The sequence below is a fragment of the Paenibacillus sp. FSL L8-0435 genome (genome assembly GCF_037965655.1).
Lineage (GTDB): Bacteria > Bacillota > Bacilli > Paenibacillales > Paenibacillaceae > Paenibacillus.
This window is the reverse complement of the sequence record NZ_CP150185.1, coordinates 5,999,907-6,023,322: the sequence shown is the minus strand read 5'-3', so window position 1 is coordinate 6,023,322 and position 23,416 is coordinate 5,999,907. Positions and strand designations below refer to the sequence as shown.

24 protein-coding genes and 2 pseudogenes are annotated in these 23,416 nt (G+C 46.2%); 19 read left to right on the top strand and 7 right to left on the bottom strand.

The features are described 5' to 3' along the window. Window positions 1–76: 76 nt before the first annotated feature. Together NST33_RS26910 and NST33_RS26905 are read left to right on the top strand one after the other, a co-directional pair. Entirely contained in the window at window positions 77–1,129 is a 1,053-nt protein-coding gene (locus tag NST33_RS26910) for a hypothetical protein (protein ID WP_339305694.1), read from the top strand. A gap of 35 nt (window positions 1,130–1,164) precedes the next feature. Next, window positions 1,165–1,821, top strand: a complete 657-nt coding sequence (locus tag NST33_RS26905) for a hypothetical protein (RefSeq protein ID WP_221820697.1) — start codon at window positions 1,165–1,167, stop codon at window positions 1,819–1,821. A gap of 120 nt (window positions 1,822–1,941) precedes the next feature. On the opposite strand, the gene NST33_RS26900 is transcribed toward NST33_RS26905, so the two are convergent. Then, a complete protein-coding gene (locus NST33_RS26900) occupies window positions 1,942–3,051 on the bottom strand; it encodes a hypothetical protein (RefSeq protein WP_339305692.1) in 1,110 nt (369 codons plus the stop codon). Window positions 3,052–3,250: 199 nt separating this feature from the next. Then, complete coding sequence (locus NST33_RS26895; RefSeq protein WP_017692174.1) at window positions 3,251–3,457, bottom strand: hypothetical protein; 207 nt, start codon at window positions 3,455–3,457, stop codon at window positions 3,251–3,253. 330 nt (window positions 3,458–3,787) lie between these two features. Here NST33_RS26895 and NST33_RS26890 point away from each other — a divergent pair, with 330 nt between their 5' ends. The 7 genes from NST33_RS26890 (at window position 3,788) to NST33_RS26860 (ending at window position 9,819) form a co-directional block, all read left to right on the top strand. Next, window positions 3,788–5,416, top strand: a complete 1,629-nt coding sequence (locus NST33_RS26890) for a copper amine oxidase N-terminal domain-containing protein (protein ID WP_313771438.1) — start codon at window positions 3,788–3,790, stop codon at window positions 5,414–5,416. 190 nt (window positions 5,417–5,606) lie between these two features. Further along, window positions 5,607–6,056: a disulfide oxidoreductase gene (locus NST33_RS26885; RefSeq protein WP_124118173.1), complete on the top strand. Its 450-nt coding sequence runs from the start codon at window positions 5,607–5,609 to the stop codon at window positions 6,054–6,056. Between the two features lie 19 nt (window positions 6,057–6,075). Further along, on the top strand, window positions 6,076–6,519 hold the full coding sequence (locus tag NST33_RS26880; protein ID WP_221820699.1) for a FixH family protein: 444 nt from the start codon (window positions 6,076–6,078) through the stop codon (window positions 6,517–6,519). 170 nt (window positions 6,520–6,689) lie between these two features. After that, a complete protein-coding gene (locus NST33_RS26875) occupies window positions 6,690–7,613 on the top strand; it encodes a hypothetical protein (RefSeq protein ID WP_339305689.1) in 924 nt (307 codons plus the stop codon). A 21-nt stretch (window positions 7,614–7,634) separates the two neighbouring features. After that, window positions 7,635–8,177, top strand: a complete 543-nt coding sequence (locus NST33_RS26870; protein WP_339308779.1) for a prolyl oligopeptidase family serine peptidase — start codon at window positions 7,635–7,637, stop codon at window positions 8,175–8,177. 26 nt (window positions 8,178–8,203) lie between these two features. Then, window positions 8,204–8,605 (top strand): MerR family transcriptional regulator, encoded by a 402-nt coding sequence (locus tag NST33_RS26865; RefSeq protein WP_221820703.1) that lies wholly within the window; start codon window positions 8,204–8,206, stop codon window positions 8,603–8,605. 122 nt (window positions 8,606–8,727) lie between these two features. After that, complete coding sequence (locus tag NST33_RS26860; protein ID WP_339305687.1) at window positions 8,728–9,819, top strand: serine hydrolase domain-containing protein; 1,092 nt, start codon at window positions 8,728–8,730, stop codon at window positions 9,817–9,819. 88 nt (window positions 9,820–9,907) lie between these two features. Here the strand turns inward: NST33_RS26860 and NST33_RS26855 are convergent, their stop codons facing one another. From NST33_RS26855 to NST33_RS26840, 4 genes and pseudogenes are all read right to left on the bottom strand, one after another. Then, the gene (locus NST33_RS26855; protein WP_076212848.1) at window positions 9,908–10,585 is read right to left on the bottom strand and encodes a succinylglutamate desuccinylase/aspartoacylase family protein; all 678 of its coding nucleotides are present in this window, start codon (window positions 10,583–10,585) and stop codon (window positions 9,908–9,910) included. Between the two features lie 96 nt (window positions 10,586–10,681). After that, window positions 10,682–11,650 (bottom strand): ATP-binding cassette domain-containing protein, encoded by a 969-nt coding sequence (locus NST33_RS26850; protein WP_339308777.1) that lies wholly within the window; start codon window positions 11,648–11,650, stop codon window positions 10,682–10,684. Between the two features lie 22 nt (window positions 11,651–11,672). Next, entirely contained in the window at window positions 11,673–12,473 is an 801-nt protein-coding gene (locus NST33_RS26845) for an ABC-2 family transporter protein (protein WP_339305684.1), read from the bottom strand. Next, window positions 12,470–13,245: pseudogene (locus tag NST33_RS26840) on the bottom strand (ABC-2 family transporter protein). The gene NST33_RS26845 and the pseudogene NST33_RS26840 overlap by 4 nt, the downstream one beginning before the upstream one ends. A 304-nt stretch (window positions 13,246–13,549) precedes the next feature. On the opposite strand from NST33_RS26840, the gene NST33_RS26835 reads away from it, so the two are divergent. From NST33_RS26835 to NST33_RS26790, 10 genes are all read left to right on the top strand, one after another. Next, the gene (locus NST33_RS26835) at window positions 13,550–14,401 is read left to right on the top strand and encodes a DegV family protein (protein WP_076212843.1); all 852 of its coding nucleotides are present in this window, start codon (window positions 13,550–13,552) and stop codon (window positions 14,399–14,401) included. A gap of 152 nt (window positions 14,402–14,553) precedes the next feature. Beyond that, a complete protein-coding gene (locus tag NST33_RS26830) occupies window positions 14,554–15,270 on the top strand; it encodes a response regulator transcription factor (protein ID WP_339305682.1) in 717 nt (238 codons plus the stop codon). Beyond that, window positions 15,267–16,199: a sensor histidine kinase gene (locus NST33_RS26825; protein ID WP_339305680.1), complete on the top strand. Its 933-nt coding sequence runs from the start codon at window positions 15,267–15,269 to the stop codon at window positions 16,197–16,199. The genes NST33_RS26830 and NST33_RS26825 overlap by 4 nt, the downstream gene beginning before the upstream one ends. 126 nt (window positions 16,200–16,325) lie before the next feature. After that, window positions 16,326–17,249, top strand: a complete 924-nt coding sequence (locus tag NST33_RS26820) for an ABC transporter ATP-binding protein (RefSeq protein WP_221820711.1) — start codon at window positions 16,326–16,328, stop codon at window positions 17,247–17,249. Then, on the top strand, window positions 17,242–17,940 hold the full coding sequence (locus tag NST33_RS26815) for an ABC transporter permease (RefSeq protein WP_339305678.1): 699 nt from the start codon (window positions 17,242–17,244) through the stop codon (window positions 17,938–17,940). Before NST33_RS26820 ends, NST33_RS26815 begins: the two co-directional genes overlap by 8 nt. A gap of 105 nt (window positions 17,941–18,045) precedes the next feature. Further along, window positions 18,046–18,858: a bifunctional hydroxymethylpyrimidine kinase/phosphomethylpyrimidine kinase gene (gene thiD / locus NST33_RS26810; protein WP_221820716.1), complete on the top strand. Its 813-nt coding sequence runs from the start codon at window positions 18,046–18,048 to the stop codon at window positions 18,856–18,858. 250 nt (window positions 18,859–19,108) lie between these two features. Next, window positions 19,109–19,789 (top strand): response regulator transcription factor, encoded by a 681-nt coding sequence (locus tag NST33_RS26805; RefSeq protein ID WP_221820719.1) that lies wholly within the window; start codon window positions 19,109–19,111, stop codon window positions 19,787–19,789. Beyond that, window positions 19,786–21,534, top strand: coding sequence for a HAMP domain-containing sensor histidine kinase (locus NST33_RS26800; RefSeq protein WP_339298161.1), 1,749 nt, complete (start codon window positions 19,786–19,788; stop codon window positions 21,532–21,534). Before NST33_RS26805 ends, NST33_RS26800 begins: the two co-directional genes overlap by 4 nt. Before the next feature lie 21 nt (window positions 21,535–21,555). Then, complete coding sequence (pssA, locus tag NST33_RS26795; protein WP_221820721.1) at window positions 21,556–22,101, top strand: CDP-diacylglycerol--serine O-phosphatidyltransferase; 546 nt, start codon at window positions 21,556–21,558, stop codon at window positions 22,099–22,101. Between the two features lie 13 nt (window positions 22,102–22,114). After that, window positions 22,115–22,600 carry a DedA family protein gene (locus tag NST33_RS26790; RefSeq protein WP_221820722.1) on the top strand — a complete coding sequence of 162 codons (486 nt, stop codon included), beginning with the start codon at window positions 22,115–22,117 and terminating at the stop codon, window positions 22,598–22,600. Between the two features lie 107 nt (window positions 22,601–22,707). On the opposite strand, the pseudogene NST33_RS26785 reads toward NST33_RS26790, so the two are convergent. Next, window positions 22,708–23,370: pseudogene (locus NST33_RS26785) on the bottom strand (transcriptional regulator). Window positions 23,371–23,416 lie beyond the last annotated feature (46 nt).

The following is a 23,416-nucleotide window of genomic DNA, read 5'->3' as shown; positions in this document are numbered from 1 at the left end:
CAAGTTAGATTGTACTGTGTCATCCAGTAAAGCATTTTAGAGAAGTGAGAGTGTATAAGGAAGGGTGGGGAGAGTTATGGAAACATGGAGTCGAGACATGTGGCAGGCGTTGAATGCTCAGGACAAAGAGGCTTCGATGCGTAAGCTTGTTCGTCAGTTACCAGACGGTATGGTATATAAGGGTCTCGAGACATTTGAACGATTTGGTCAGCGGATGGAGACAGGTGTATTTACGGAGGAAGGGCTAAGATTTTTGTTTGTGCCTGGGGATCGGGTAACGCTCGGCTGGGATCGTTGGCAGCATGGTATGAACGAAGAGACCTCAGCCGACCTGCATGAAACGGTCAGTGAGTATGGTGTGGAGGACGTGGATTCTTTTCTGGCGAGTCAAATGTCACCTGTAAGAACGGTCAACATTGCGCCGATGCTTGTTGAATGCGAACTGATCTCACTTGGCTGGATTGAAGTGTCTGAGGAGGAAGCACACGCGCAAGAAGATCCTGATTTTCCCTCAGCACTGGAGCAGTTTAAGCAATCGGAGATCCGTGAATATGAATTGCATCAACAATTTCGTCTGATTCGCCAAAGTGAGAATGAAGTCCGAATCCTGTGGTTCAACGAAGGAATAGAGTTGGAAGATGTTGTGAGGGAGGAAGCTGCAGCGGGTTTTGGTTTACTAACCGAAGACGAATGGGAGTATATCTATGGCGGCGGTTGTCGCACGTTATTTCCCTGGGGTGACAGCTTCGACTATACGATGAGATTAAAGCACTTTGGAAGTTTGGAAGGCGTGGATGAGATTGTGGGTGGATCGGCAGAGATGGCCTCTTCACGGGGTGAAGAAAAGGATGATCGTCCTTATGATCTGGAAATGCCAAATTTCTTCGGAGTGCAATTTGCCGGAGACCCCTACAAGTATGAGCTTACACTCGATTCGGGTGGAGATGTGATGCCCAAAGGCGGAGACGGCGGTAGCCTGATATGTGGTGGAACAGGCCAGTTGGTTGGTTCCTTGCCTGCTGCTGCCGTGTATTATCGAGACGTTAATGCCAGTGAACTCGACTGGGAGGATGTGATGGATGCGATGGTCTATCGCAGGGTTATTCGTTTAACGGAAATGGCATTGTAGTCATGACAAAATGAATCTATCAAGGAAGAGTTATAATGGTGAATAATAAACGTTCAAAACCTTATGAAGATTCACCTTATGTCGTCTATGCGGTAGATGGTATTCGGCTGAGTGCAGGCATACTTGTCCTGTTTTTTCTTAACGTATTTCTGCTTATTCCCGTGTTCAGTGTCCCGTTCCAATCGCTGTATGCGTATATTCTCGTGCCACCGCTGGGCTTTATGAATATATGGGCTATTGCCCTGATTGCGGCCCCGCGCAGACTTCAACTGAATTATGTATTGTTCCGAGGCGTATTTGGCATCGTTTGTTCTGTGGGATTTATGGTGATTGTTCAGAAGTTTGCCTACGGGACACTTGGTCTGTCGACACCTTGGTACGGCATTGGATCATTTGTGGTATATGGTTTTGCCTTGTTCCAGTACATGAAGTTTCATTTGCGTAAGCTGAAGCAGCCCCCTCAGCGTAAAAAAGGGGATAAAAGCACGGGTGTGCCTGTTGCCACAATAACGATGATTACGAGCGGAGCATATCTTCTGGCCAATATTTCACTGGCCTTTGTTACACAGCAAACTGTGGCTGTTGTGCTAATGTGTGTATACATTATGCTGGCTTTTGTGGTATTTCATTTTATCATGGACTTGCATCGGTATTACTGGCTTCGCCAGGTCATGAACAAGGCAGAGAGTTAATTGCAGGATAGGGAGGGACGAACAGGAAGAGGTCTTTGTGCAGAGTTTGAGCATACGTTACACACATCAAATCAGCCCCAACTCATAGAGTGGGACCGAAATGATGTGTGTTTATTTTGTTTATTTCACTTTTTGTACAGATACCGCCATTTGCTCCAGTTGAGTGTGAGTCAATTGGTTATTCGGTGAACTGACAGTTACATAACGATCATCCAGCTTGAACGTGAGCATATCCGTTTGATCTGGTGTGTACCATTTGGCTGATACGCCATTAGGCAGTTTTACTGTTTTGCCATCATAGCTGAACGAGTAATCTTTAGGGGATACCGTTACATTCATACGATTGAAAACAAAGTTTACACCATCACCGCCTGCACCTACGCTTTTGAACGTATCTCCAGCAACCATATGTTGTGGGGCATAGGCTGTTGTGAAACCGTCAAACTTCGCAAATGCTTTGCGAATATTATCCAATTGTTGTTTGCTATAGTTCACGTCAGCAAATGCAGTGGTCCCTTGATCGTTGTTGCCAGTTGCCTTCTGAACAGAGACAGCGACTTGTTGCAACTGAGCTTGGCTCAGCTTATGATCCAGGGAGCTAAGGGTAACGTAGCGATCATCCAGTTGGAACGTGAGCATGCCCGTTTGATCTGGTGTGTACCATTTGGCGATCACGCCATTGGACAGTTTCACGTCTTTGCTCGTATAACCGTCCGAATAATCTCTTGGAGACACATCCACTTTCATATGGTTGAAGACAAAACTGACGCCGTCGCCACCCGCACCTACACTTTTGAACGTGTCACCTGCGATCATCTGCTGAGGGGCATAAGCGGTCTCGAACCCATCGAATTGTGCAAAAGCTTTTTGAATCGCCTCTTTTTGTGCTGCGCTATACGTTACATTTGTCAAAGCTGATGGATTGCTTGTTGCTTGGCCGATCATGACCTGTCCTTTTTTGCCGTCATAGGATACGGGTACATGCAGTGCATCGGCAAGCGCACGTACAGGCAGATAAGTAGAGTTGTTATAAGTAATTGGCGCAAGTTTGTTGCCATTGCCATCCGTTGGTGAGTAAGCCGCGCCATCGACATTAAAGCTGATTCCATGGTTAAGGTATGCGGAGATTTTCTCCAGTTGTGTTCCGGCAAATACACCCGTTGCTCCTGTTAATGTCATGCCCAGTACCATCATCGATGCTACGGATTTCTTCATGTTTTTTTTCATCATATATCTCTCCTTCAAGTTGGGGGTTAGTTTTATTTAATGGGCTCGCTGTCCCTTATGGCTTTATATTAAACCCCGAACATATCCAGAATAATTCTGAATTATCTCCAACTTGTAAACATGTGTATATATACGGAGAATGTAGAACGAACACTGAAACTGCTTGGTGTGTTGAACGTATTCTTTGCCGAATCGTAACATTTTAGTTAAAAAGATAGAGGATGAGTCCGCCAAAACCAAGGACAATCGCACCAACGTATACATAGGAAAGTTTGCTTAGGTTTTGCTTTGTGCGGCGGTCATATTCGGGGTTGCTGGTCTGATTGGCTTTGGAATTTCCGATGATCATGGTAGCAATACCTCCAAACAAGGCGATACCCACAATTAAAACATAAGGCAACCAGGTCATGAATGGACCTCCTTCGCGAATAATATGATATGTCCTTATTGTACTTCAGGATAACCTTTGATGTAAGCTTTAGTTGAGAAATAAAGGAAAACGAAGTATCTATATTACAGTATGTATGTGATCTTGGATCGGAAAGATCACTACAATTTTATATTTTTTTAATTCAAAAAAACCTTGATACAACAGGCATTCGCAGCTTTCTTTACTGAAGGCTGTGAATTTTTTTTGCCCACAGAGTGATCCAGAAGAGAGAACCCTGCGTTACACCCTATGAAGACGACGACGAGGAAAGAAATTATACACAAAACATAATCGAGGAGTGAACACGTAATGAAAATGAAGATGAAGAAGTTTATCGCACCTGTACTTAGCTTAACACTGTTGATGCCGGGGATCGCTGGAGCAGCTTCCGCACCACAAACACCAATGACCATGATGAAAGCATCCGTGAACACACCGGCGGCTGACCTGAGAGCGAACCTGGATCACCTGCTGTCCGAGCACTTTGCACTCGCAGTAACCGCAATGGCCAAAGCATATGACGGAGCAAAAGACGCAGACGCAGCCTACAAAGCACTCGACCAGAATGCACTGGATATGCAACCGGCAATCGCCTCCCTATATGGTGACGCAGGTGCCAAAGAATTCGAACGCATCTTCCGCTCTCATAACAAATATACAGATGATCTGGTGAAAGCAACCAAAATGGGCAACCAGGCTGGAATCAAACAAGCACAGGCAAACATCAACGGTTTCGTGGATGAGTTCTCCACATTCCTGAGCACAGCAACCGAAGGCAAATTGCCAAAAGCAGCAGCCAAACAGGCGTTGAAAGTACATGAAGATCTCGTGCAAAAAGTATTTGATGAGTATGTAGCTGGAGATTACGCTGATGCATACAAGGCTTACCGTGAAGGTTTCAAAGAAATGTTCGACGTAAGTAAAGCACTCTCCACAGCAATTACGACACAAATGCCTGAGAAATTCGAAAATACCAAAGCGGATACAAAAGCAGCTGATCTGAGATCTGCACTCAACCACTTGGCTTCCGAGCACTTTGCACTTTCGGCTCTGCAAATGCAAGAGGAATTTGATGGACGTACAGCAGCTTCCAACGCACTGATTACAGCTGAAGCTGGAAACACAGCTGACTTCAAAGCAGCGATTGCTTCCGTTTACGGTAACGATGGTGCCAATGCTTTCGAGAAAATTTGGGTAACGAACCATGTTAATGCACAAAGCGATTATGTAAAAGCTGTTAAAAACAACGATGCTGCGGCTCGAGCGGCAGTAGAGAAACGTATTGATGGATTTACAACAGAATTCGCTACATTCCTGGATTCAGCAACAGCTGGCAATCTGCCAAAAGCAGCAGGACAACAAGCGCTGACAACACATGAAAATCAAGTGCAAAACGTATTGAATCAATATGCAGCAGGTAACTATGATGCTTCTTACACAACAAATCGTGAAGGTTTCAAAGTGATGTTTGGTGTAGGTCAAGCCCTTGGTAATGCCATCGTGACTCAATTCAACGACAAATTCCAAGAGCCAGCAACACCTGCACCAGCGCCAGAAATGACAACGGTGTGGATGCAACTGAACAGCAAAATGCTGAAAATTAACGACAAAACAACCAACATGGATACTACACCAGTGCTTTGGAAAAACACAACCTACATTCCATTGCGTTTCCTGAGTGAAGGTATTGGTGCAACGGTTAAATGGGACAAAAAAGCACAACAAGTAACGGTAATGGCTGGCGATGATACTCTTGAATTCTGGGTGAACAACAACGTTATGGAAGTAAACGGCGTGAAGAAAAATGTGGGTGCTACTGTATTTGTAAACAAAGATGGACGTACGCAAGTACCTCTGCGCTTCATTGCTGAACTTCTGAACTGGGACGTGAAATGGGCACAAAAAGATGGTTCCATTACGCTGACTAAATCGATGTAATCCAACGTTTTATATATGAATCAAACAAAAGGGCTGCCCCATACGGCAGCTTTTTTGTATTCACCCAAAAGTTCAAATATTTGGTATAATTATCGAGAGTAATGACCTACATAACAGCTTGAATAGCCGATGGAGTCTAGAATGATGTATGATAATTTGGTATAAGCAAAATGAAGAGGGGGACAGAGGAATGAGTACATCATCAAAATCGGAGCGTCCAGCGAGAAATGTGGATACCCGGTTATTTGTTGCTTGGGCCGTTTCCGTTATTGCAACAGGGGGGAGTCTCTATTTCAGTGAGATTAAGGGATATCTTCCATGTGATCTATGCTGGTACCAGCGTATATTCATGTATCCACTAACCATCTTGCTGGGCATTGCCTACTTCAAGGATGACGTGGGCATCACCAAATACGTACTCCCACTTAGTTTCGTCGGTGGCGGCATTTCGTTGTATCATGTAACGATCCAGCGTATTTTTTCGGCTACAGGTAATGCCGTCGCGTGCGGTAAGGTTCCATGTTATACCGACTATTTGAACTGGTTTGGTTTCATCACGATTCCATTACTGGCACTGATCGCCTTTATTATCATCATCGTGATGCTGTGGGGCATCGGCAAAACACCAAAATCTTCTTAATAAGAAAGGATAGATGGTGATGAGCGGACAAGCTCGGTGGTTCATGCCCTTCATTATTCTGCTCCTCCTGACGGTGGGATGCTCTTATGAGGAACAGTCACAATCGGGCGAGATGCCAGAGATGATCAAAGTGAAACTTATGATTCCGGATAAGGTATCTGCCAAGGAAGAAGTCGCTTTGCAGATCAAGCTGACACAGGGAGAACAGCCTGTAAATGATGCGGATCATGTACAGTTTCAGGTATGGAATGAGCAGGATGAGCCTGAAGCTCCTTCATTCGATCAAGGAATGATGAGTGCCGAAGAACTTGAATCTCGGGGAGCGACGAAAGCTGTATCTATAGGCGATGGTATATATGAAGTAAAACATGCATTTCAGGAATCCGGAGTGTATGTCGTTCAGGCGCATGTAACCTCAGGAGCGATGCATACCATGCCTAGAACAAAGGTAACCGTGGAGTAATCGTTGTAGTTCACCCGATGAATATACCGTGCAAGCTCTTCCAAGCCGGTATGGCATATTTACCGGGTGTTTCAGTGTGTCTACGATTTTTCGTCATATATTCAGCCTTGACCTTGAAGTATACTTCAAGGTTTATTCTTTTTTTATCAAGAAATATTGGAGGCTGAATAATGAGAATTTTAGAATGGGTTTTAGTATTGGTAACCGTAGCTGCTACGGTACTCATGCTAGTGTTTCCGAAGCGCCGGGCAATAACAGTGGGCATACTCACAGCTCTGGTTCTGTCAGTACTTCTGCATGGCTTGATCAATTCATTTCGCGTGCAGATGATACCAACCTATATCGTTACACTTGTATTATTCATTACGTTAATCATTCAACTCATGAAATCATACCGCGGTGATCGTTATGTTCAGAGCGTGCGGAGACCCAACCGTCTTTCAAGAATAAAGATGACGCTGATATCGATTCTGGTTCCGGCCTTCAGTGCAGGTTCAATCATTCTAACCTGGCTGTTACCTGCTTTTACGATGCCTGAACCAACCGGTACCTTTGCCATTGGCACGTTCTCTCAACACCTGGTGGATGAATCTCGTGAAGAGACCAAAACACCCGAGGCCGGAGACAAGCGTGAACTTATGATTAATGTGTGGTACCCGGTAGATCAGAAGGCCGCCCAAGGGTTGCCGCTGGAGCATTACCCTAGTGAACTGGGAGAAGCGATCAGTCTGGTGTTTGGCATTCCGTCTCAGGTGTTCAGTTATCTGGATACCATTCCAACACATGTGGCGCAAGGAGCTGAGATGTCCGCCGACCAAAGCAAGTATCCGGTTTTGCTATTCTCGCCGGGTATCCGCTCAGCCCGTTTTCAGAGCATGACGATGATTGAGGAGCTGGTTAGCCACGGTTACATTGTCGTGGGGATAGATCACCCTTATACGTCAGCACAAGTGACATTTCCCGATGGACGTGCAGTTTCCTATCAGGCTGATCCTGAATTTGCAACGTCAGCGGAATTATATCAATATAATGTAGAAGGCATAGGCATACGTGCAGATGATGCAAGCTTTGTTCTCAATACGCTTACTCAGTGAAATTCACATGATCCGAATCAACTGCTGCAAGGCAAGCTTGATCTCGATCACGTCGGCATCATGGGTCACTCTTATGGTGGAGCTACGACAGCGGAAGCCTTGGCACAAGATGACCGTTTCAAAGCAGGACTTAGCCTGGAAGGCGGTTTCTGGGGTAAAGTATCCACAACAGACTTGAAACAGCCGTTTATGTATATCATGTCGGGTGGGACAGCCAAAAGTCTGGACCCGGACGCCACTGCCAAGGATAAAGTATTTTATCCCGAGTTTGAGCCTGATTTGGATCGGGTGATGTCAAACAGTCTTAATGATACCTATTATCTGACAGTGGAGAATTTATTTCATCAAAGCTTTACGGATATTTCGTTAATTTCACCAAAAATGTTTGCCAGAGGCATGACGCCAGAACATAATGTGGATATAACAAGATCCTATGCGCTGGCATTCTTTGACCGTTATCTGAAAGGGGAAGAGCAGCCAGTGCTGCAAGAATCTTCAGTGCAATTTCCCGAGGCCACCTATGATGCCACATATACTAAGATACGCAACGAAGAAACACAATAAATCTGCAGAAGAATGGAGGCGTAGGCATGGAAACCATGACAAGAGGAGAGCTGGCTAAGCGTACCGGTGTAAGTATGGCAACCCTCCGTTATTACGAAGATAGTGGAATTCTGCCTGCTCCCCGTCGTTCCTCCAACGGATATCGGGTGTATACCGAGGATTATCTGGTCAAAATTAAGTTCATTAAGGATGCCCAGTTGCTGGGTTACTCCTTAAAGGAGATACAAGAGACCCTGCAACTGCTCAGCCAGGAAGACATGGAAAAGGATACGTTAAAAACCCTTGTACGCGAACGCATCGCTGACATTCAGACACATATTGACCATCTGGAACAGATGCAGATTCATCTGGCACGACTGTTGCATACACCGGAGGACGATATCGATAATTATATTCAATCGTTCAGGGTGCAGAAGAAAGAGCCGTAATCGCGGCTCTTTTCCTGTTTAAGAGAAAACAGGCGTGGACTATTGAGCAGGGAATCGGAGATTTAGAAAGAATACATAGTGTAGTTTGCCAATACATAATGGTGGTTAACGTGGTTTCAATAATGAAATTCACACCAACAAAAGGAGTAACATTTTCTATGAGGGATTTACAAGGTTTTGTATCCGATTACATCAAAGGAAAGAAACATCTGCATCTTGAGATTGGCGTTATTACAAAGGAAGATATCGAATATCATTCATTGGGCAATCCCAAAAAGAAGAGCGTTGCTACTGCTGAACATAGGTTGTTCGAAATCGGCTCTGTCACCAAACTTTTTACATCTATCCTTCTATTAGAATTGGAACGTCAACAGCAGCTTTCCACGGATGACACGGTTGGCAGGTACATACACAATGGTAAAAACGATTATTTGAATAAGGTTACCTTAAAAAGTCTTGCGACGCATACCTCTGGATTACCTAGACTTGCCACAAATCTCAACCCCACGAAAAACCGATTGAATCCGTATTCAGATTATACCGAGGATGATTTACTTGCTTTTTTAGCGGATGCTGACTTTACGGATCAGATGGGTTCATTTGAGTATTCTAATACCGGCGTGGGCTTACTGGGTTATATCCTATGTAAAGTATCAGGAAGTACATATGAAGATCTGCTGAAAAAATATATCACAGGTCCATTAAACATGACGGAGACAGCTGTTATGCTGAATGCAGAACAGAATGACAGATTTGTGGATGGACATACGTCAACGGGGAAAAAAGTCCCTCACTGGGATCTTAGTGTACATGCAGGGGCTGGGGCGATCAAGTCATCGGTTCACGATATGAGTTTATTTGTTCAGGCCAACCTTAATGATGATCATCCGATAGCCTCTGCAATACAAAAAAGTCATGTTCCTATAATGATTGGAGACTCGGACTTATATTTAGGATGGCATAAGGAGAAGCTGTTAGATCAGAATATTCTCTGGCATAACGGTGGCACATTTGGTTTCTCCAGTTATTTGGCTATAAATAAGGAACAGAGTATAGGGGTCGTATTATTGTCCAATTATTGTTTTGGATCAGCCTCTATTGTGGATGAGTATCTGGATACGATATTCAAGTTTATAACTAAAAAAGACCTTTATCCACTCATGCCGCTAGACCCTGTGGGTAATAAAATACTGGAAGCCATGATGCAGAGATAAAAAAACACCTCGAACAGAGAACACCTGGGGATGTACTTCGGGCGCTTTCTGTTCGAGGTTTCTTTTAGTTCTATCTTAATCGTCTTGATCATGACATACCCGCTTCACGCAGAAAATGGTGCACAATCTTCGTCTGATACTTGATACGGGTTGAGCGTTTCAGACTCCAACAGGTCTCCACCGTGACGGAACGGGCTTGTAATAGTCTTGAAGCCGCTGTACGGGCAGATCCCGGCAATTCATGCTGTTTGAGGTTAAAATGACGATTACGAATGGCAATCGACCGATTCATCCGTTCGATAACTCTTCTGCAAGCTGGAATTGTCCGACTGCCGGGATTGGTGATCAACGTCTGTCCAAGCACTCGTGAACTCAGTTGAGACAGGCCGTTGGCTTCATGCAGATCAAGCCACCAGTCGGCCCGATGTTCACGCGCCAGCTGAAAAACTGCCGCAGCGAGCGGATGCTTGGCCTTGCCTGACATACGACGTGGAAACGTACGATTCAAATCTGGCTTGCCTCTGATTTTCTTAGCGTAGGCTTGCTGGTTCACGCGTGGCACGATAATTAACAGCCCTCGCTGAATGGCGTGACGACCTGTCGCAATATCATCTGCGAGTTTTTGCGCAGCGGCCATACTCGCCGTTTCATTCCCGTGAACCCCGGATGTAATGAACATCACGGGTCCCGGCATCATGCCACGTACGATGAAGTAGGGAGTAGCGTGTGCGCTGGATGCTGCAAGGACATGTTTGGTTACAAGCATGACACTTCACCTCCGTTATTACAGTACGCCATGTCCCTCTTTCATGTAACGGCGTAAGAACAGGTCTTCATCCTATTTCCTCACAAAATGGGCCGACTAATACACCCGATGAATGATATCTTCGAAATCCGGTTCTTTCATCTCTACATCTTCGATCTGACCCCAGTGCTCCAACTGTTTCAGAATGTCCATTGTGCTCCATTCCTTCCGGTTCACTTCGACGGTGACAATCTGTCCTTCCACTCCAGTAATATGTATCGCGGACGACACAACATCCGGGATATGAAACGCTCCCCGGAATGTTACCCGAATCAGCGTAGGTAGTCCGATGGTTTCGCGAAGTGACGAGATCGTGCCGTCATATGTTAGTTGACCATGGTTAATTACCATGACCCGGCTGCATAACTGTTCAATGTCGTCCATGTCATGGGTGATCAGCAAAATCGTTTTGCCAAACGTTTCATTTAGTGTACGTAGAAATTGACGAATATTCCGCTTTGCGTTCACATCCAGTCCAATTGTTGGTTCATCGAGAAAAAGCAGTTCGGGATCATGCAGCATGGAAGCTGCGAGATCTGCACGCATGCGTTGTCCAAGCGAGAGCTTGCGGACAGGCGTGGCCCAGAACGATTCAAGGTCCAGCAGCTCAGCGAACTGGGACAGCCGTCTCTTTTTGTCCTCGGCACGGACGCCGTACATCTCGGCCAGAATATCATATGAATCTTTCACAGGCAGATCCCACCAGAGCTGACTGCGCTGTCCAAACACAACGCCCAGTCGACCAACTGTTCTGCGTCTGTCCTGATGCGGGTTCATACCACCAAGTCGTACCTCACCCGAGGTTGGGTGAAGGATACCTGTCAGCATTTTGATCGTGGTAGACTTGCCAGCTCCGTTCGGACCGATATAGCCCACAAATTCCCCTGGGCCGATATCAAAACTGATATCACGTACCGCTTCCTTGGACACATATTCACGTGAAAATAACGTACGTAGACCGGAGAAACGTCCTTCGCGAATAACAGGAGTTTTGAATTCCTTTTGCAGATGCCTTGCTGTGATCATGTTCATGATTCGTACCGCCTCCTTAGCTACCTGTACTTTGATATTTGGTCATGCCGAATTGCCAGAAACGCAGACTTGCAGCCAAGCTCAGTGCGGCAACCGCCGCAACAGCAACAAGAGTCCACGCTCCTCCTTCACCCCGTAGCAGGTAAAGTGATGGAATGTAGTTGACGAATCCTACCGGAATGACCGTTAGCAGAATGCCAGACATCCATTTGGGATATAACGTTAGCGGATATTGGGCAGCCGTTCGTGCGGCATCTTCAGTGATCGTCTGTAATTCCTCAATACGTGTGGTCCAGAATCCGAGTGTGGCGGTAGCAAGTCCGATGGAGAAGAGAATGACTGCGCCCGTCAGGATAATGAGCAGGGAGAAGGGAATGGCTATCCAGCCAATCTGTCCGCTATGCATCATGCCTGCCAAAGACCAGCAGAGAATGAACCCGCCTTGCAGGACTTCCCCAGTCATGATGCGGAAGTTTTGCGGCAGCAGTGCGAGCAATACGGGCATGGGACGAGTTAACAGTTGGTCAAGCTCGCCATTAACCAGATATTTTTCCAGATGGTGAACCTCATTGCCGAATGTGCGGTACAGTGTTTTGGATAACGTCATGATGGCAAAGAGATAACCGATCTCATGGAGGGACCAGCCTTTAATTGCTCCGAATTTGTGCAGCACGAGAGCGACCATCAGAAACTCGGAGATTTGAATTAAAGCGGCGAGTACGGATGCCATGATGAAATTAAACTTGTATTGCATCCGGCTGCGGATGCTTGTTCGAATGAGCATTTTATATAAATTGAACCAGGAAGTCCGTTTCATCCGCCCTGCACCTCCACTTTACGACGTAACACTTGAGTGATCGCAAGACAGATCAACGTCATGAAGACACACCAAAGCAAGGTTCCCCATAACAAGGAGCCATCTTCGAAACCAAGATAGATTCGGGTTGGTACATAGAGCAGGAAAGGGTAGGGTGATATCCAGGCAAGTTGTTCAAGCCAGTTCGGTAGCCACTCCAGCGGAATGAAAAAACCAGCCAGCAGATTCATCATCGCGTGATTGCCCCAGTGAAGCCAGGAGGACTCCGTGGTCCACATCGACGTGGCACCAATGATGTAGTTCATGCAGATGGATAGGTATGCAGCGCCGGCTAGACCAAGTGCGGCATAGAATAGTGTTGAAACGTCTGAGGGCCAATGCAGGGAAAAGACAATGGAGAAGAGCAGGTAGATCGGAATGCTTTTGTACACAAACTGGTAGGCAATCTGCCCCCATTCGCGTGCCATCAGGTGGGTGAATAGATGAACAGGCCTCATCAGATCCAGTGCGATCTGCCCTGTCCTGACGGATAAGGAATACCCAATCCGTTCGTGAGAAAACCCGAGATCCAGAGAGAGGATTGCGTGAACGCAATGTAACTGATCATCCCCTGTGTCCCGTATTCTCCGAGAGTATGGTCGGCCCCGATGCCGATCCAGAGGCAGGCATACATGTAACCAAACATGGCGCTTGCCAGGTTATGTACCATGTGTGCCCCGCGGTATTGCAGATTCCGGGAGTAGGCTTTGGAAGCCAGAGTGAAATAAAGCATGTGACACCTCCGATAAGTGGATTGAACGGCGTTTCCGTTCACTTCAGTCAAGGCGAAAAAGAGAGAAGGACAACAGCATACCAATTTATTCCTTCACAGGCAAGACATTTTTTTAGCTAATAATGGTATTAACAGGGGTGTTCATGATTGCGCCACAAGACAACGGTCTGTCCGTTCCTTTATAATTGAGAGGTAATATCGCAAACGTTTACAATGTGAAATATTCAAATTTTAAATAAACCGCCGGGCTTGTGCTTGACGATTAGGATACAGAATGAACAATCCGGCAAGAGAGAAGGATGTCATGAAGAAAATTGCATGGGTCACCGATAGTACCAGTACACTGGATCCCGTTTTTGCGGAGCAAAATCATATCTATATCGTACCGCTGCGCATCGTATTTGGAGAGGAATGTTACCGGGAGACCGATGACATTACATCTGAAATGTTCTATGAGAAACTTGCGGAGGCTTCACGTGCGAGCAGTTCGCAGCCACCCATTGGCGAATTCATTGAACTGTATGAGTCGCTCAAAGACAAGTACGATGAGATTATTACGATTCATTGCTCTACAGAGCTTAGCGGAACGCTGCATACGTCCATGCAGGCTGCAGAGATTGCAGGAGTGACGGTGACCGCAATTGATTCAAAGGCAGGTGCCTATCCTCACCGTGAGATGATTATGCAAGGACTGGAATGGCAGAAGCAGGGATGTTCAGCTGCCGAGATCAAAGTAAACATTGAACAGATGATTGATAACATGTCCTTTTACCTCATACCTGCCAGTCTTCAGCATCTTCATCGCAGTGGACGGGTGTCGGGTACACAGCTGATCATCAGTCAACTGCTCAAGATCCATCTGCTGCTTCGATTTGAAGAGGGCAAAGTGGTTGTGAATGAGAAGATCCGCACGTTCAAGCGGACAAAAGAGCGCATGCTCGATATGCTCAAGCTGGATATGGAGAAAGTAAAGCATGTGTGCATTATGCATGCCAACAATCAGGAAGAAGCTGTTACAATCAAAAAACAGATTGCAGCTCTGCTGCCTAGATTAAAGACCGAAATCATGCCGTTTATCCCTGTGGTAAGTATCCATGCAGGTGCAGGAACCATTGGACTGTGCTGGATACACAGCGAGAACGGATACAGAGATTAGACGCACAGCATTCATCTATAGACTCTCATAGACCTGGCAGGAAACACACTTGATGTCAAAGTGTTGATCCTGTCAGGTTTTTTCGTATGTCATTGCCAATTCAAACAAACTGTGAGGTAATAAAGAAAACTGTTCTTGTTGGAGGGAAACATGTGTTAAGTCACCGCTTGTTGCTTGTTGAAGATGATCGTTCAATTAGTGAGATGGTCGGGCCATACTTGGAAAAAGAGGGCTACGACGTCACTTATGCATATGACGGCTTAGAGGCAGAACGTCAGTTCAGCCAGTCCCAACCCGGGTATGATTTGGTTATTCTGGATCTGATGCTGCCCCTCAAAAGTGGGATGGATGTGCTGCAAACCATTCGGGCAGTCAGTCTGGTACCTGTGCTCATTCTGTCTGCAAAGGATGGGGAGGTGGACAAAGCGTTAGGCCTGGGCTTCGGCGCAGATGATTACTTGAGCAAACCGTTCTCATTAATCGAACTGACTGCCCGCATCAAAGCTGCGATTCGCCGCGCCAATTATACAACTCCGTCTGTGGCTGAAGTGGCTACAGATCAGCGTATTCACATTGGAGGACTCGTAGTTGATATGGAGACGTACGAGGTGGAGCGTGAAGGTACACCCGTCAAGCTGACATCCAAGGAATTTGGAATTCTGAAGCTGTTGGTTACCCATCCTGGCAAAGTGTTCACCAAGGCTCAGATCTACGCTTCCGTCTGGAACGATCATTATTATGGAGACGAAAATATCATTAACGTACATATGCGTCGTCTGCGTGAGAAACTGGAGGCAGATCCTTCGGCTCCCCAGTATATCAAGACACTCTGGGGCATCGGGTATAAGCTGGAGGCGGAGCAGGGATGACACTGATTTTTGCCAGTACAACAGCTATTTTGGCCATTGCCGTCATTGGATTGTGGATGAGATTGCAGAAACGCACCCAACACCTGTCCTATATTCATCAGAAAATATCCGCTATTCTGGATCAAGGCACCTTTGAGCGTTTGCTTGTATTCAATAGTGATGACCAAGTCAGTCAGCTTCTGAAAGACATGAACCAGCTGCTGGATCATGCGCACCGCGCCAAAGCAGGGTATGCAAACCAGGAGAAGGAGATGCGTAATATGCTCTCCAACATTTCGCATGATCTGAAAACGCCACTCACGGTAGTGCTGGGTTATAGTGAGACCTTGCTGCACAGCCCATCATTGACCGATCAGGAACGGAAGATGATGACGGAGAAAATACAGGATAAGGCGCAGGAAGTGCTGCGTTTGATCCATTCCTTTTTTGATCTGGCGAAGCTGGAATCTGGAGATACGGAACTGATACTTAGTCGAGTGAATATCAGCGAATTATGCCGGTTGAAGATGCTTTCCTTTTATGAAATGTTGACGAATCTCGGGTTGCACGTGGAGCTGGAGATACCTGATGGGGATATCTTCGTGCAAGCGAATGAAGAAGCATTGGACCGTGTGCTGGATAATCTCATCACCAATGGAATGAAATACGGGGCAGAGGGTAAGGTACTGGGGCTTTCACTGGATCATTCGATAGGTGGACCTGTGACGGTACAGATCTGGGACCAGGGAAAAGGGATTCCGGAGAGCGAGCATAGTCGTGTGTTTGAACGCATGTATACACTGGAGGATTCCCGCAATCGACTCTATCAAGGCAGCGGCCTGGGTCTGACCATTACGAAACGGCTAATTGAGCGGATGGGTGGAAGTATTCACTTGCATAGTGTGCCACATCAACGGACTGTATTTTCGGTTAATTTAAAGGCTCGGTAGACCCTGCGTTGGCGTGTCCGGTCAGACTTAAGGTTTTTGTAAGATTTGATTAATAAAAAAGAAGACTTTTCTCTTTACAATATAGATATAGGAACCCGGACAGGGGACGTAAAGGAGAACAAGACGATGAATTATATCGCAAGAACAATAGATGTGACCAAAGTATATGAAGGGGTGGAGGTTGTATCCAACGTCAATATGAATATTAAGCAAGGTGAGATCTATGGATTCCTCGGTCCGAATGGTGCAGGTAAAACAACCATCATGAAGATGCTCACCAATCTCGTCAAACCAACCACAGGAGAGATTGAACTGTTTGGGGAGAAGCTTACGCCGACCTCCTATGAAGTGCTGAAGCGAATGGGCAGTATTATTGAATATCCTTTTTTCTACGATAGGTTGTCTGCTCGCGAGAATCTGGAGCTTCACTGTGAATACATGGGATTCTACAACAAAAAGATCATCGACAACACGATGGAAATGGTAGGGCTGAAGGATACGGGCAAGAAACCGATCAAAGACTTCTCCTTGGGCATGAAGCAAAGGCTGGGATTGGCTCGTGCACTCATAACCACACCTGAACTGCTCATTCTGGATGAACCGATTAATGGATTGGATCCGGTAGGGATCCGGGAAATGCGAGATTTGTTCAAGCGACTTAGTAATGAGTATCGGATCACCCTGTTGGTCTCCAGTCACATTCTTGGTGAGATAGAGCAGATTGCGGACACGGTTGGTGTCATTCGCGGCGGTCGTTTGGTGGAAGAGGTATCGATGGAGAGCATTCGTGGAAGTCAAAATGAGTACATCGAGTTACAGGCAGTAGATATCCGCAAAGCGACCTATGTCATTGAACATCAGCTTGGTTTGAGTAATTATAAACTGGTTGATGACCAAACGTTACGCATCTATGATCCGGGAATTATTCCATCGGAATTAACCACCAAGCTGATTCAGCATGGTATTGAGATCGAATCGATATCCAAACGGGCTCATTCCCTGGAAGAACACTTCATGAAGCTTGTGAAAGGGGATGAAGACGTTGCTTAAACTCATCAGACTTGAGATGCGGAAGCACCGCTTTGCACGTAATTTTGCAGGTGCAGGTATTGCCAGTTTAGCCATTCTTCTTTTCCTGATCATGATTGGATTCGTGGATGTGGGAGCAGAAGATTATGCCTATGCCGATTACCAGACCGCCTTTATGATTATCGATACATTTGTGAGAGCGACCTTTATCATATTTGCCGGAGCTTTAATATCCAAGCTGGTGATCAGTGAGTATAGAAATAAAACGATGAACGTCATGTTCACCTATCCCATCCAGCGTCATAAAATCATTGCTGCAAAATTGATTATCGTGTTTGGTTTTACATTTGTGATGATTATGGTTACCGATCTGTTGATGGGTTCACTGTTGTTGATTGTTAATCATTTCTACTCCTTCATTCCCGGATCATTGACAAATCAGGATATATTGGGACTTCTGGTGAAGTACAGTATGAGTTCTCTATCGGCTGCATGTATGGCACTCATTCCCCTATTCTTCGGTATGCGTAAGCATTCTGTTACCACTACGATGGTCTCGTCCATTTTGCTGGTTTTGATTGTCTGCTCTGGCTTCAACGGGTCGGAAGTTTCCATTCATTCGCTTATTATTATCCCTCTGACCCTTGGAGCAGTAGGGATATGGATTGCTTCAATGTCCATGGTTCGTCTGGAGACAAAAGATGTGAACTGAAACATTCGGAAAACCATGCTCTGTATGGCTTCAGATGCCATTGACATCCGCTCGTACAAGGGATAGGATAATGTCAACTGAGACACGAAGGAGAATGCAACTACCATGACGATTCCAAAAACATTAACAATAGCTGGTTCGGACACGAGCGGCGGTGCAGGTATTCAAGCTGATTTGAAAACTTTTCAGGAGCTGGGTGTGTATGGCATGACCGTACTGACTACGGTTGTGGCAATGGAGCCCGAAACATGGGATCACCAGGTCTTTCCTGTTGATTTAAATGTAGTTGAAGCGCAGCTTCGCACTGTTCTGGACGGTATCGGTTTCGATGCCATGAAGACAGGTATGCTCGGTTCTGTAGATATTATTGAACTGGTAGCAAAACATATTCGCCGCAGCGGTCTGCCACAGATCGTTATCGATCCGGTAATGGTTTGCAAAGGTACAGACGAAGTGCTGCAACCGGAAAATACGGAAGCGATGATCGAATTCCTGTTGCCAGGTGCTGATCTGGTTACCCCTAATCTGTTCGAAGCATCCCAACTGGCGAAGAGTGGACCGATTCGCTCCAAGGAACAGATGGAAGCAGCGGCAGCAGCAATTCATGCCCATGGCTCGAAACATGTCCTGATCAAGGACAGAGGTGTCATTAGCCCTGGTAAAGCAATGGATCTACTCTATGATGGAACCAACTACGAATGGTTTGAAGCCGATGTTGTCGGCTCCGGATATACGCATGGTGCGGGCTGCACGACGTCTGCGGCGATTACCGCTGGATTGGCTCGTGGTCTTTCAGTGAAAGAGGCTGTTCGTGAAGGTAAAGCCTTTGTGACCAAAGCGATTGCTGGCGGATTCCCGCTGAACCGTTTTGTTGGTCCGACACTGCATGTGGCACACCGTCTGGAGCAACAACGCTAAGTGTTACCAGGGAGCGCGCAGTAGCGCATCAATTCTGGATAACACACTTCGATTTCATTCAAGTAGCTGTCAATGAGCAGGAACTTGCTCGTTGATGGCTTCTTTTTCATGCGAATTTTTATAAAAATTAGTAACTTTTGGCTTATATTAATCGTATATATCATGGGAGCATTCCAAAACATGTATGGACACATGAACGACACATGGAATAGGTATGTTAACATCAGAAATCTAAAAAGGAGAGTCGGCCATGATCAGAACAGTGCTTCTGGTGGAAGATGAAAGCCGCATTCGTGAGATTGTGGCCGATTATTTCATAAAAGAACAATGGAACGTCATAGAAGCAGAACATGGAGTACAGGCACTGGAACTGTTGGCTCTGCATGAGGTGGATCTGGTTATTCTGGATGTTTTGATGCCTGAAATGGATGGATGGACGTTATGTGGGCATATTCGATCCCAATCCACCGTACCTATTATCATGCTGACTGCACGGTCCGAGGATGACGATAAAATTCATGGATTTCAGCTGGGCGTAGACGATTACGTTACCAAGCCGTTTAGTCCACGTGTGCTGGTTGCACGTGCAGAGACATTAATGAAGCGTGTTGAAGGTGCAATTGGACGAGAGCAGGGTGTGATTCGCTTCGGACAGGTAACCCTTGATCCATGGGCCAGACGCCTGGAGAAGGACGGAATTGAAGTGGAACTTGCACCAAAGGAATATGATCTGTTGCTTTATTTGGTACGTAATGCAGGCATTGTGTTGTCCCGGGATGCCATTTTGAATCGGATCTGGGGATTTGATTTTGAAGGTGACTCACGTGTTGTGGATACTCACATCAAGAAGTTGCGCAGCAAATTGGGTGATGAAGCCAAGTGTATCCGGACGGTGATTGGCACTGGATATCGTTTCGAGGCAGAAGCATGAGAAGAAATGGCGTAACGATGAAGCTTTTCCTGGTCATGGCAGGATGTCTGGTTCTTCTATATGGTACGACGGTTTTTGCCCAGTTGGTCTGGTTCCCCGACTTCTATCAGCATCAAAAGGTCAGCAGTATGAAGAAAAAGCTGTCCAAGTTCGAACAGCAATATTCCAATGGACATTGGAGTGATTTACAGCTAGCCAAGGAGACCGGGAAATTCATGCGTCAGAATCAGTCACATCTGGTCATTCTGACGAATACCGGAAGACTGGTTAATGACCCGTTCCACATTACGTTGCTTCAGGAAGATGGAAGTCACGTGAAGGTGTCCTTGTCCTTGTTTATCAATAGTGAGAATGCTGGCTGGATTACATCCCATCTGAAATATGGGCAAGAACTGACGGTGAGAGGTCCGGCCAGCGAGTCCATGGTCTATCCATTCAAAATCCAGGATGCCACTTCTGCCGCATGGGGAACAGAAAGCTTTCAGGAATCAATTGAACCGGTAAAGGAATGGTCAGGCGTATTGACCGAAGTAGTTCTTCCCAATCTGGCAACGTGGAGTCAGAGGCAGGGCCTGCTGGTGCAAGCACTGGATAGCCGGTTCCCTTTGTCCACCGAAGACCAACTGGCCTTGGCGAATGGCAAAATGCTCAATGAAGAGTGGATGGATAGCTGGAGCGGTGTTCGCAATGTCATCACCATTGCTCCAGTGCATCGTTCCGGACCTGAGCAACAACTGATCTTCTCGCTCACCTCTCTACAGGAGATGAGGGAAGCGAATGAGGCAACCCGTTTGTTCTATGCGTATTTCGGCATAGGGGCATTTATATTGATTCTGTTGCTGGCGTTACTCCTGTCCCGAATTGTAACGAAGCCGCTCTTGGCCTTGAACCATGTCGCCAAGAAAATGTCTACACTGGATTTCACGGTGAAATCACCCATCCGGCGCAATGATGAAATCGGCAGTCTGTCTAACAGCCTCAATGCCTTGTCGGGAACTTTGGGTCAGACACTGGAAGAACTGAGGCAGGCCAACACGCAGATGCGTACAGATATGGAAATGAAACAGGAGATTGAACAGCGTCAGCGCAAGTTTTTTGCCGATGCATCACATGAACTTAAGACACCAATCAGCATTATTAAGGGATATTCTGAAGGGCTGAAGGATGGCGTGAGTGAGAGCAAACGGGAGCGTTACATTGAGATCATTGCCGATGAGGCGATCAAAATGGAAACGATGGTTGAAGAGATGCTGGATCTGGTGCGACTGGAATCCTCAGCAGTTCAATTGAATACGGATGCTGTTGCACTTGCTGACATGATTGAAGATATCGCCGGCCGTCTGGGTCCGCAACTGAAGGACAAAGGATTGGATGTGGTGCTTGTATCCACAACAGAACAGACGGTTGAGGGTGACCGAAGCAAGCTGGAGCAAGTTATTTTCAATATCATGATGAATGCTATACGTCATGCGATACCACATACCGATATAACTATTGAGATTAGCAGGCGTGAAGGTTTTGTCCATATTTCCATTGAGAACAAGGGCGAGCAGATAGCTGAAGCTGAGCGGCAGTATATATGGGAGAGGTTCTATCGGGTAGAGCGCTCACGTAATCGTAAAATGGGGGGGACCGGGCTTGGTCTGGCCATTGCGAAGCAGATTCTTGATCTGCATGGGTGCAGTTATGGAGTGGAGAATACACCGGATGGAGTCCGTTTTTATATTATTTTTCCTAAAGCCTAGTACGAAAGGGAGTCAAATCTTATGAAGTCTTTACCATCGATTTTAACCTTGGGGAATCTGAGTTCAGGCATGTTGGCAGTTATTATGGCTATTCATGGTGAATTTGCCCTGGCTGTGATGATGATATGGGTAGCGATGTTCTTTGATCTGTTTGACGGGTATGCGGCTCGTAAATTGCATTGTGAGGGTGAGTTCGGCAAGTCCCTGGACTCACTTGCGGATGTAGTTTCATTCGGAACAGCACCCGTGCTGATTCTGTACCTGAATTCCATGCTTGAAGTGAGTGTGCTGGGGATGGCCCTGACTGCATTGTTTCCGGTTTGTGGTGCTTTGCGTCTGGCCCGTTATAACTGTCAGAAGACAGGAAGCAGTGGTTTTGTAGGGATGCCGATTACATTTGCCGGAGGTCTGATGTCCTTTTTCGCACTCTGGAGTCCTTATTTCACACAGGGTGTAGCCTATCTTGTCATTATTGTATTATCCGGTCTCATGGTGAGCCAAATCCGATTCCCGTCTCTAAAACAAGTGTTAGCCTCACATGAGAAGGATATTGTGGAACCGAAATAAGGAGCGAGTCAGTATGGAATTTGCAAAAGAATTTATTGGTCAATATGGTTATTTCGCAATATACGGACTACTGGCTCTTGGCGTTATTGGCATGCCGATTCCGGATGAGGTGATGATGACTTTTGTCGGATATCTCGCCTCCATCTCGGTATTGAATTACTCCGTATCCATCGCCGTCAGTTTCGGTGGGGCATTTACCGGCGGATTGCTCAGCTACATGATCGGCAAGAAGGCGGGCAGGCCGCTGGTTGAAAAATACGGCAAGTGGGTCGGCGTCAACGCCAAACGATTCAGCAGGGTGGAGTCGTGGTTTCTCAAATATGGATATTGGTCCATCATCCTGGGTTACTTCATTCCAGGCATTCGTCATCTGATGTGTTGTTTCTCCGGAATTAGCAAGATGGCCATCGGCAGGTACGTCCTCGTATCGGGCATTGGTGCTTTTGTATGGTGTGTTGCCTTTATCTCCATTGGTTTTTATGTCGGTGTACTAACTTAAAATGGGACAGCCTGTTGCAACAACAGGCAAAGATCGAAGACCTCTTGAGTGTAAGGTGGTCTTTTTTTGTTTTTCTATATATGGTAGGAGACCTCATTCTAAGTAATTTAATCGACTACAAGCAACTTACCCTTGGAGCTGTAAACTAGCCCGCAAGCTATTTCAAGTAATACTTGTTGATCAATCAGGCTGTGAAGAACTCTTCGAGCATGCTGATCCGTGATTCGCAGGTGTGTTGCTAGTTCCGAGGGGGCAAATGGACGGATGATGCGTCTGGCATAACGTACAGTCTCGGCTTCAAGCCAATTTAAGGATGTGGGAACGTTCGTAGCAATGAATTTCCCCATAAAAGAGAGCACAAGCTGTTGGCACCATTTCGGTTCGTCTTTAATGGAGAGATACGCGATCGGCAGAAAATCCAATCATCCAGCGTTAGCAGACAATGCCGCCAGCATAAATCTTTAAAACGCCTTACATCCAGATCACGGGCATGTGGTCCGTATCCTTGAATCTCAATACCTCCTTTAACGCCTTTACCTGGCATGTAAGCAAGAACCAGATACAATAAGCCGTTATGAAAGTCTCGAACTTCCCATTCGGGGTTGCAAATGGTTAAAGTTTTTCATCACGGGAAACCTGACTGAACGCAAAAATTCCAATGTGCCATGTTCAAGTCCATTTTCTAGTCTGGACAGCACTCTAGGGTTCGTTTCTTCCTCCAAAAGGGAGTGCATCCAGAATTCGTAAGCCTCATCAAAATCAATGCTCATCGTTTTCATCTCCTCTAAAAATAAAATAGCACGTGAACAGGGCTTC

Coding starts and splice junctions, on each gene's coding strand:
- NST33_RS26910 (WP_339305694.1), top strand. CDS start 77: ATGGAAACATGGAGTCGAGACATGTGGCAGGCGTTGAATGCTCAGGAC.
- NST33_RS26905 (WP_221820697.1), top strand. CDS start 1,165: ATGGTGAATAATAAACGTTCAAAACCTTATGAAGATTCACCTTATGTC.
- NST33_RS26900 (WP_339305692.1), bottom strand. CDS start 3,051: ATGATGAAAAAAAACATGAAGAAATCCGTAGCATCGATGATGGTACTG.
- NST33_RS26895 (WP_017692174.1), bottom strand. CDS start 3,457: ATGACCTGGTTGCCTTATGTTTTAATTGTGGGTATCGCCTTGTTTGGA.
- NST33_RS26890 (WP_313771438.1), top strand. CDS start 3,788: ATGAAAATGAAGATGAAGAAGTTTATCGCACCTGTACTTAGCTTAACA.
- NST33_RS26885 (WP_124118173.1), top strand. CDS start 5,607: ATGAGTACATCATCAAAATCGGAGCGTCCAGCGAGAAATGTGGATACC.
- NST33_RS26880 (WP_221820699.1), top strand. CDS start 6,076: ATGAGCGGACAAGCTCGGTGGTTCATGCCCTTCATTATTCTGCTCCTC.
- NST33_RS26875 (WP_339305689.1), top strand. CDS start 6,690: ATGAGAATTTTAGAATGGGTTTTAGTATTGGTAACCGTAGCTGCTACG.
- NST33_RS26865 (WP_221820703.1), top strand. CDS start 8,204: ATGGAAACCATGACAAGAGGAGAGCTGGCTAAGCGTACCGGTGTAAGT.
- NST33_RS26860 (WP_339305687.1), top strand. CDS start 8,728: ATGAAATTCACACCAACAAAAGGAGTAACATTTTCTATGAGGGATTTA.
- NST33_RS26855 (WP_076212848.1), bottom strand. CDS start 10,585: ATGCTTGTAACCAAACATGTCCTTGCAGCATCCAGCGCACACGCTACT.
- NST33_RS26850 (WP_339308777.1), bottom strand. CDS start 11,650: ATGATCACAGCAAGGCATCTGCAAAAGGAATTCAAAACTCCTGTTATT.
- NST33_RS26845 (WP_339305684.1), bottom strand. CDS start 12,473: ATGAAACGGACTTCCTGGTTCAATTTATATAAAATGCTCATTCGAACA.
- NST33_RS26835 (WP_076212843.1), top strand. CDS start 13,550: ATGAAGAAAATTGCATGGGTCACCGATAGTACCAGTACACTGGATCCC.
- NST33_RS26825 (WP_339305680.1), top strand. CDS start 15,267: ATGACACTGATTTTTGCCAGTACAACAGCTATTTTGGCCATTGCCGTC.
- NST33_RS26820 (WP_221820711.1), top strand. CDS start 16,326: ATGAATTATATCGCAAGAACAATAGATGTGACCAAAGTATATGAAGGG.
- thiD (WP_221820716.1), top strand. CDS start 18,046: ATGACGATTCCAAAAACATTAACAATAGCTGGTTCGGACACGAGCGGC.
- NST33_RS26805 (WP_221820719.1), top strand. CDS start 19,109: ATGATCAGAACAGTGCTTCTGGTGGAAGATGAAAGCCGCATTCGTGAG.
- NST33_RS26800 (WP_339298161.1), top strand. CDS start 19,786: ATGAGAAGAAATGGCGTAACGATGAAGCTTTTCCTGGTCATGGCAGGA.
- pssA (WP_221820721.1), top strand. CDS start 21,556: ATGAAGTCTTTACCATCGATTTTAACCTTGGGGAATCTGAGTTCAGGC.
- NST33_RS26790 (WP_221820722.1), top strand. CDS start 22,115: ATGGAATTTGCAAAAGAATTTATTGGTCAATATGGTTATTTCGCAATA.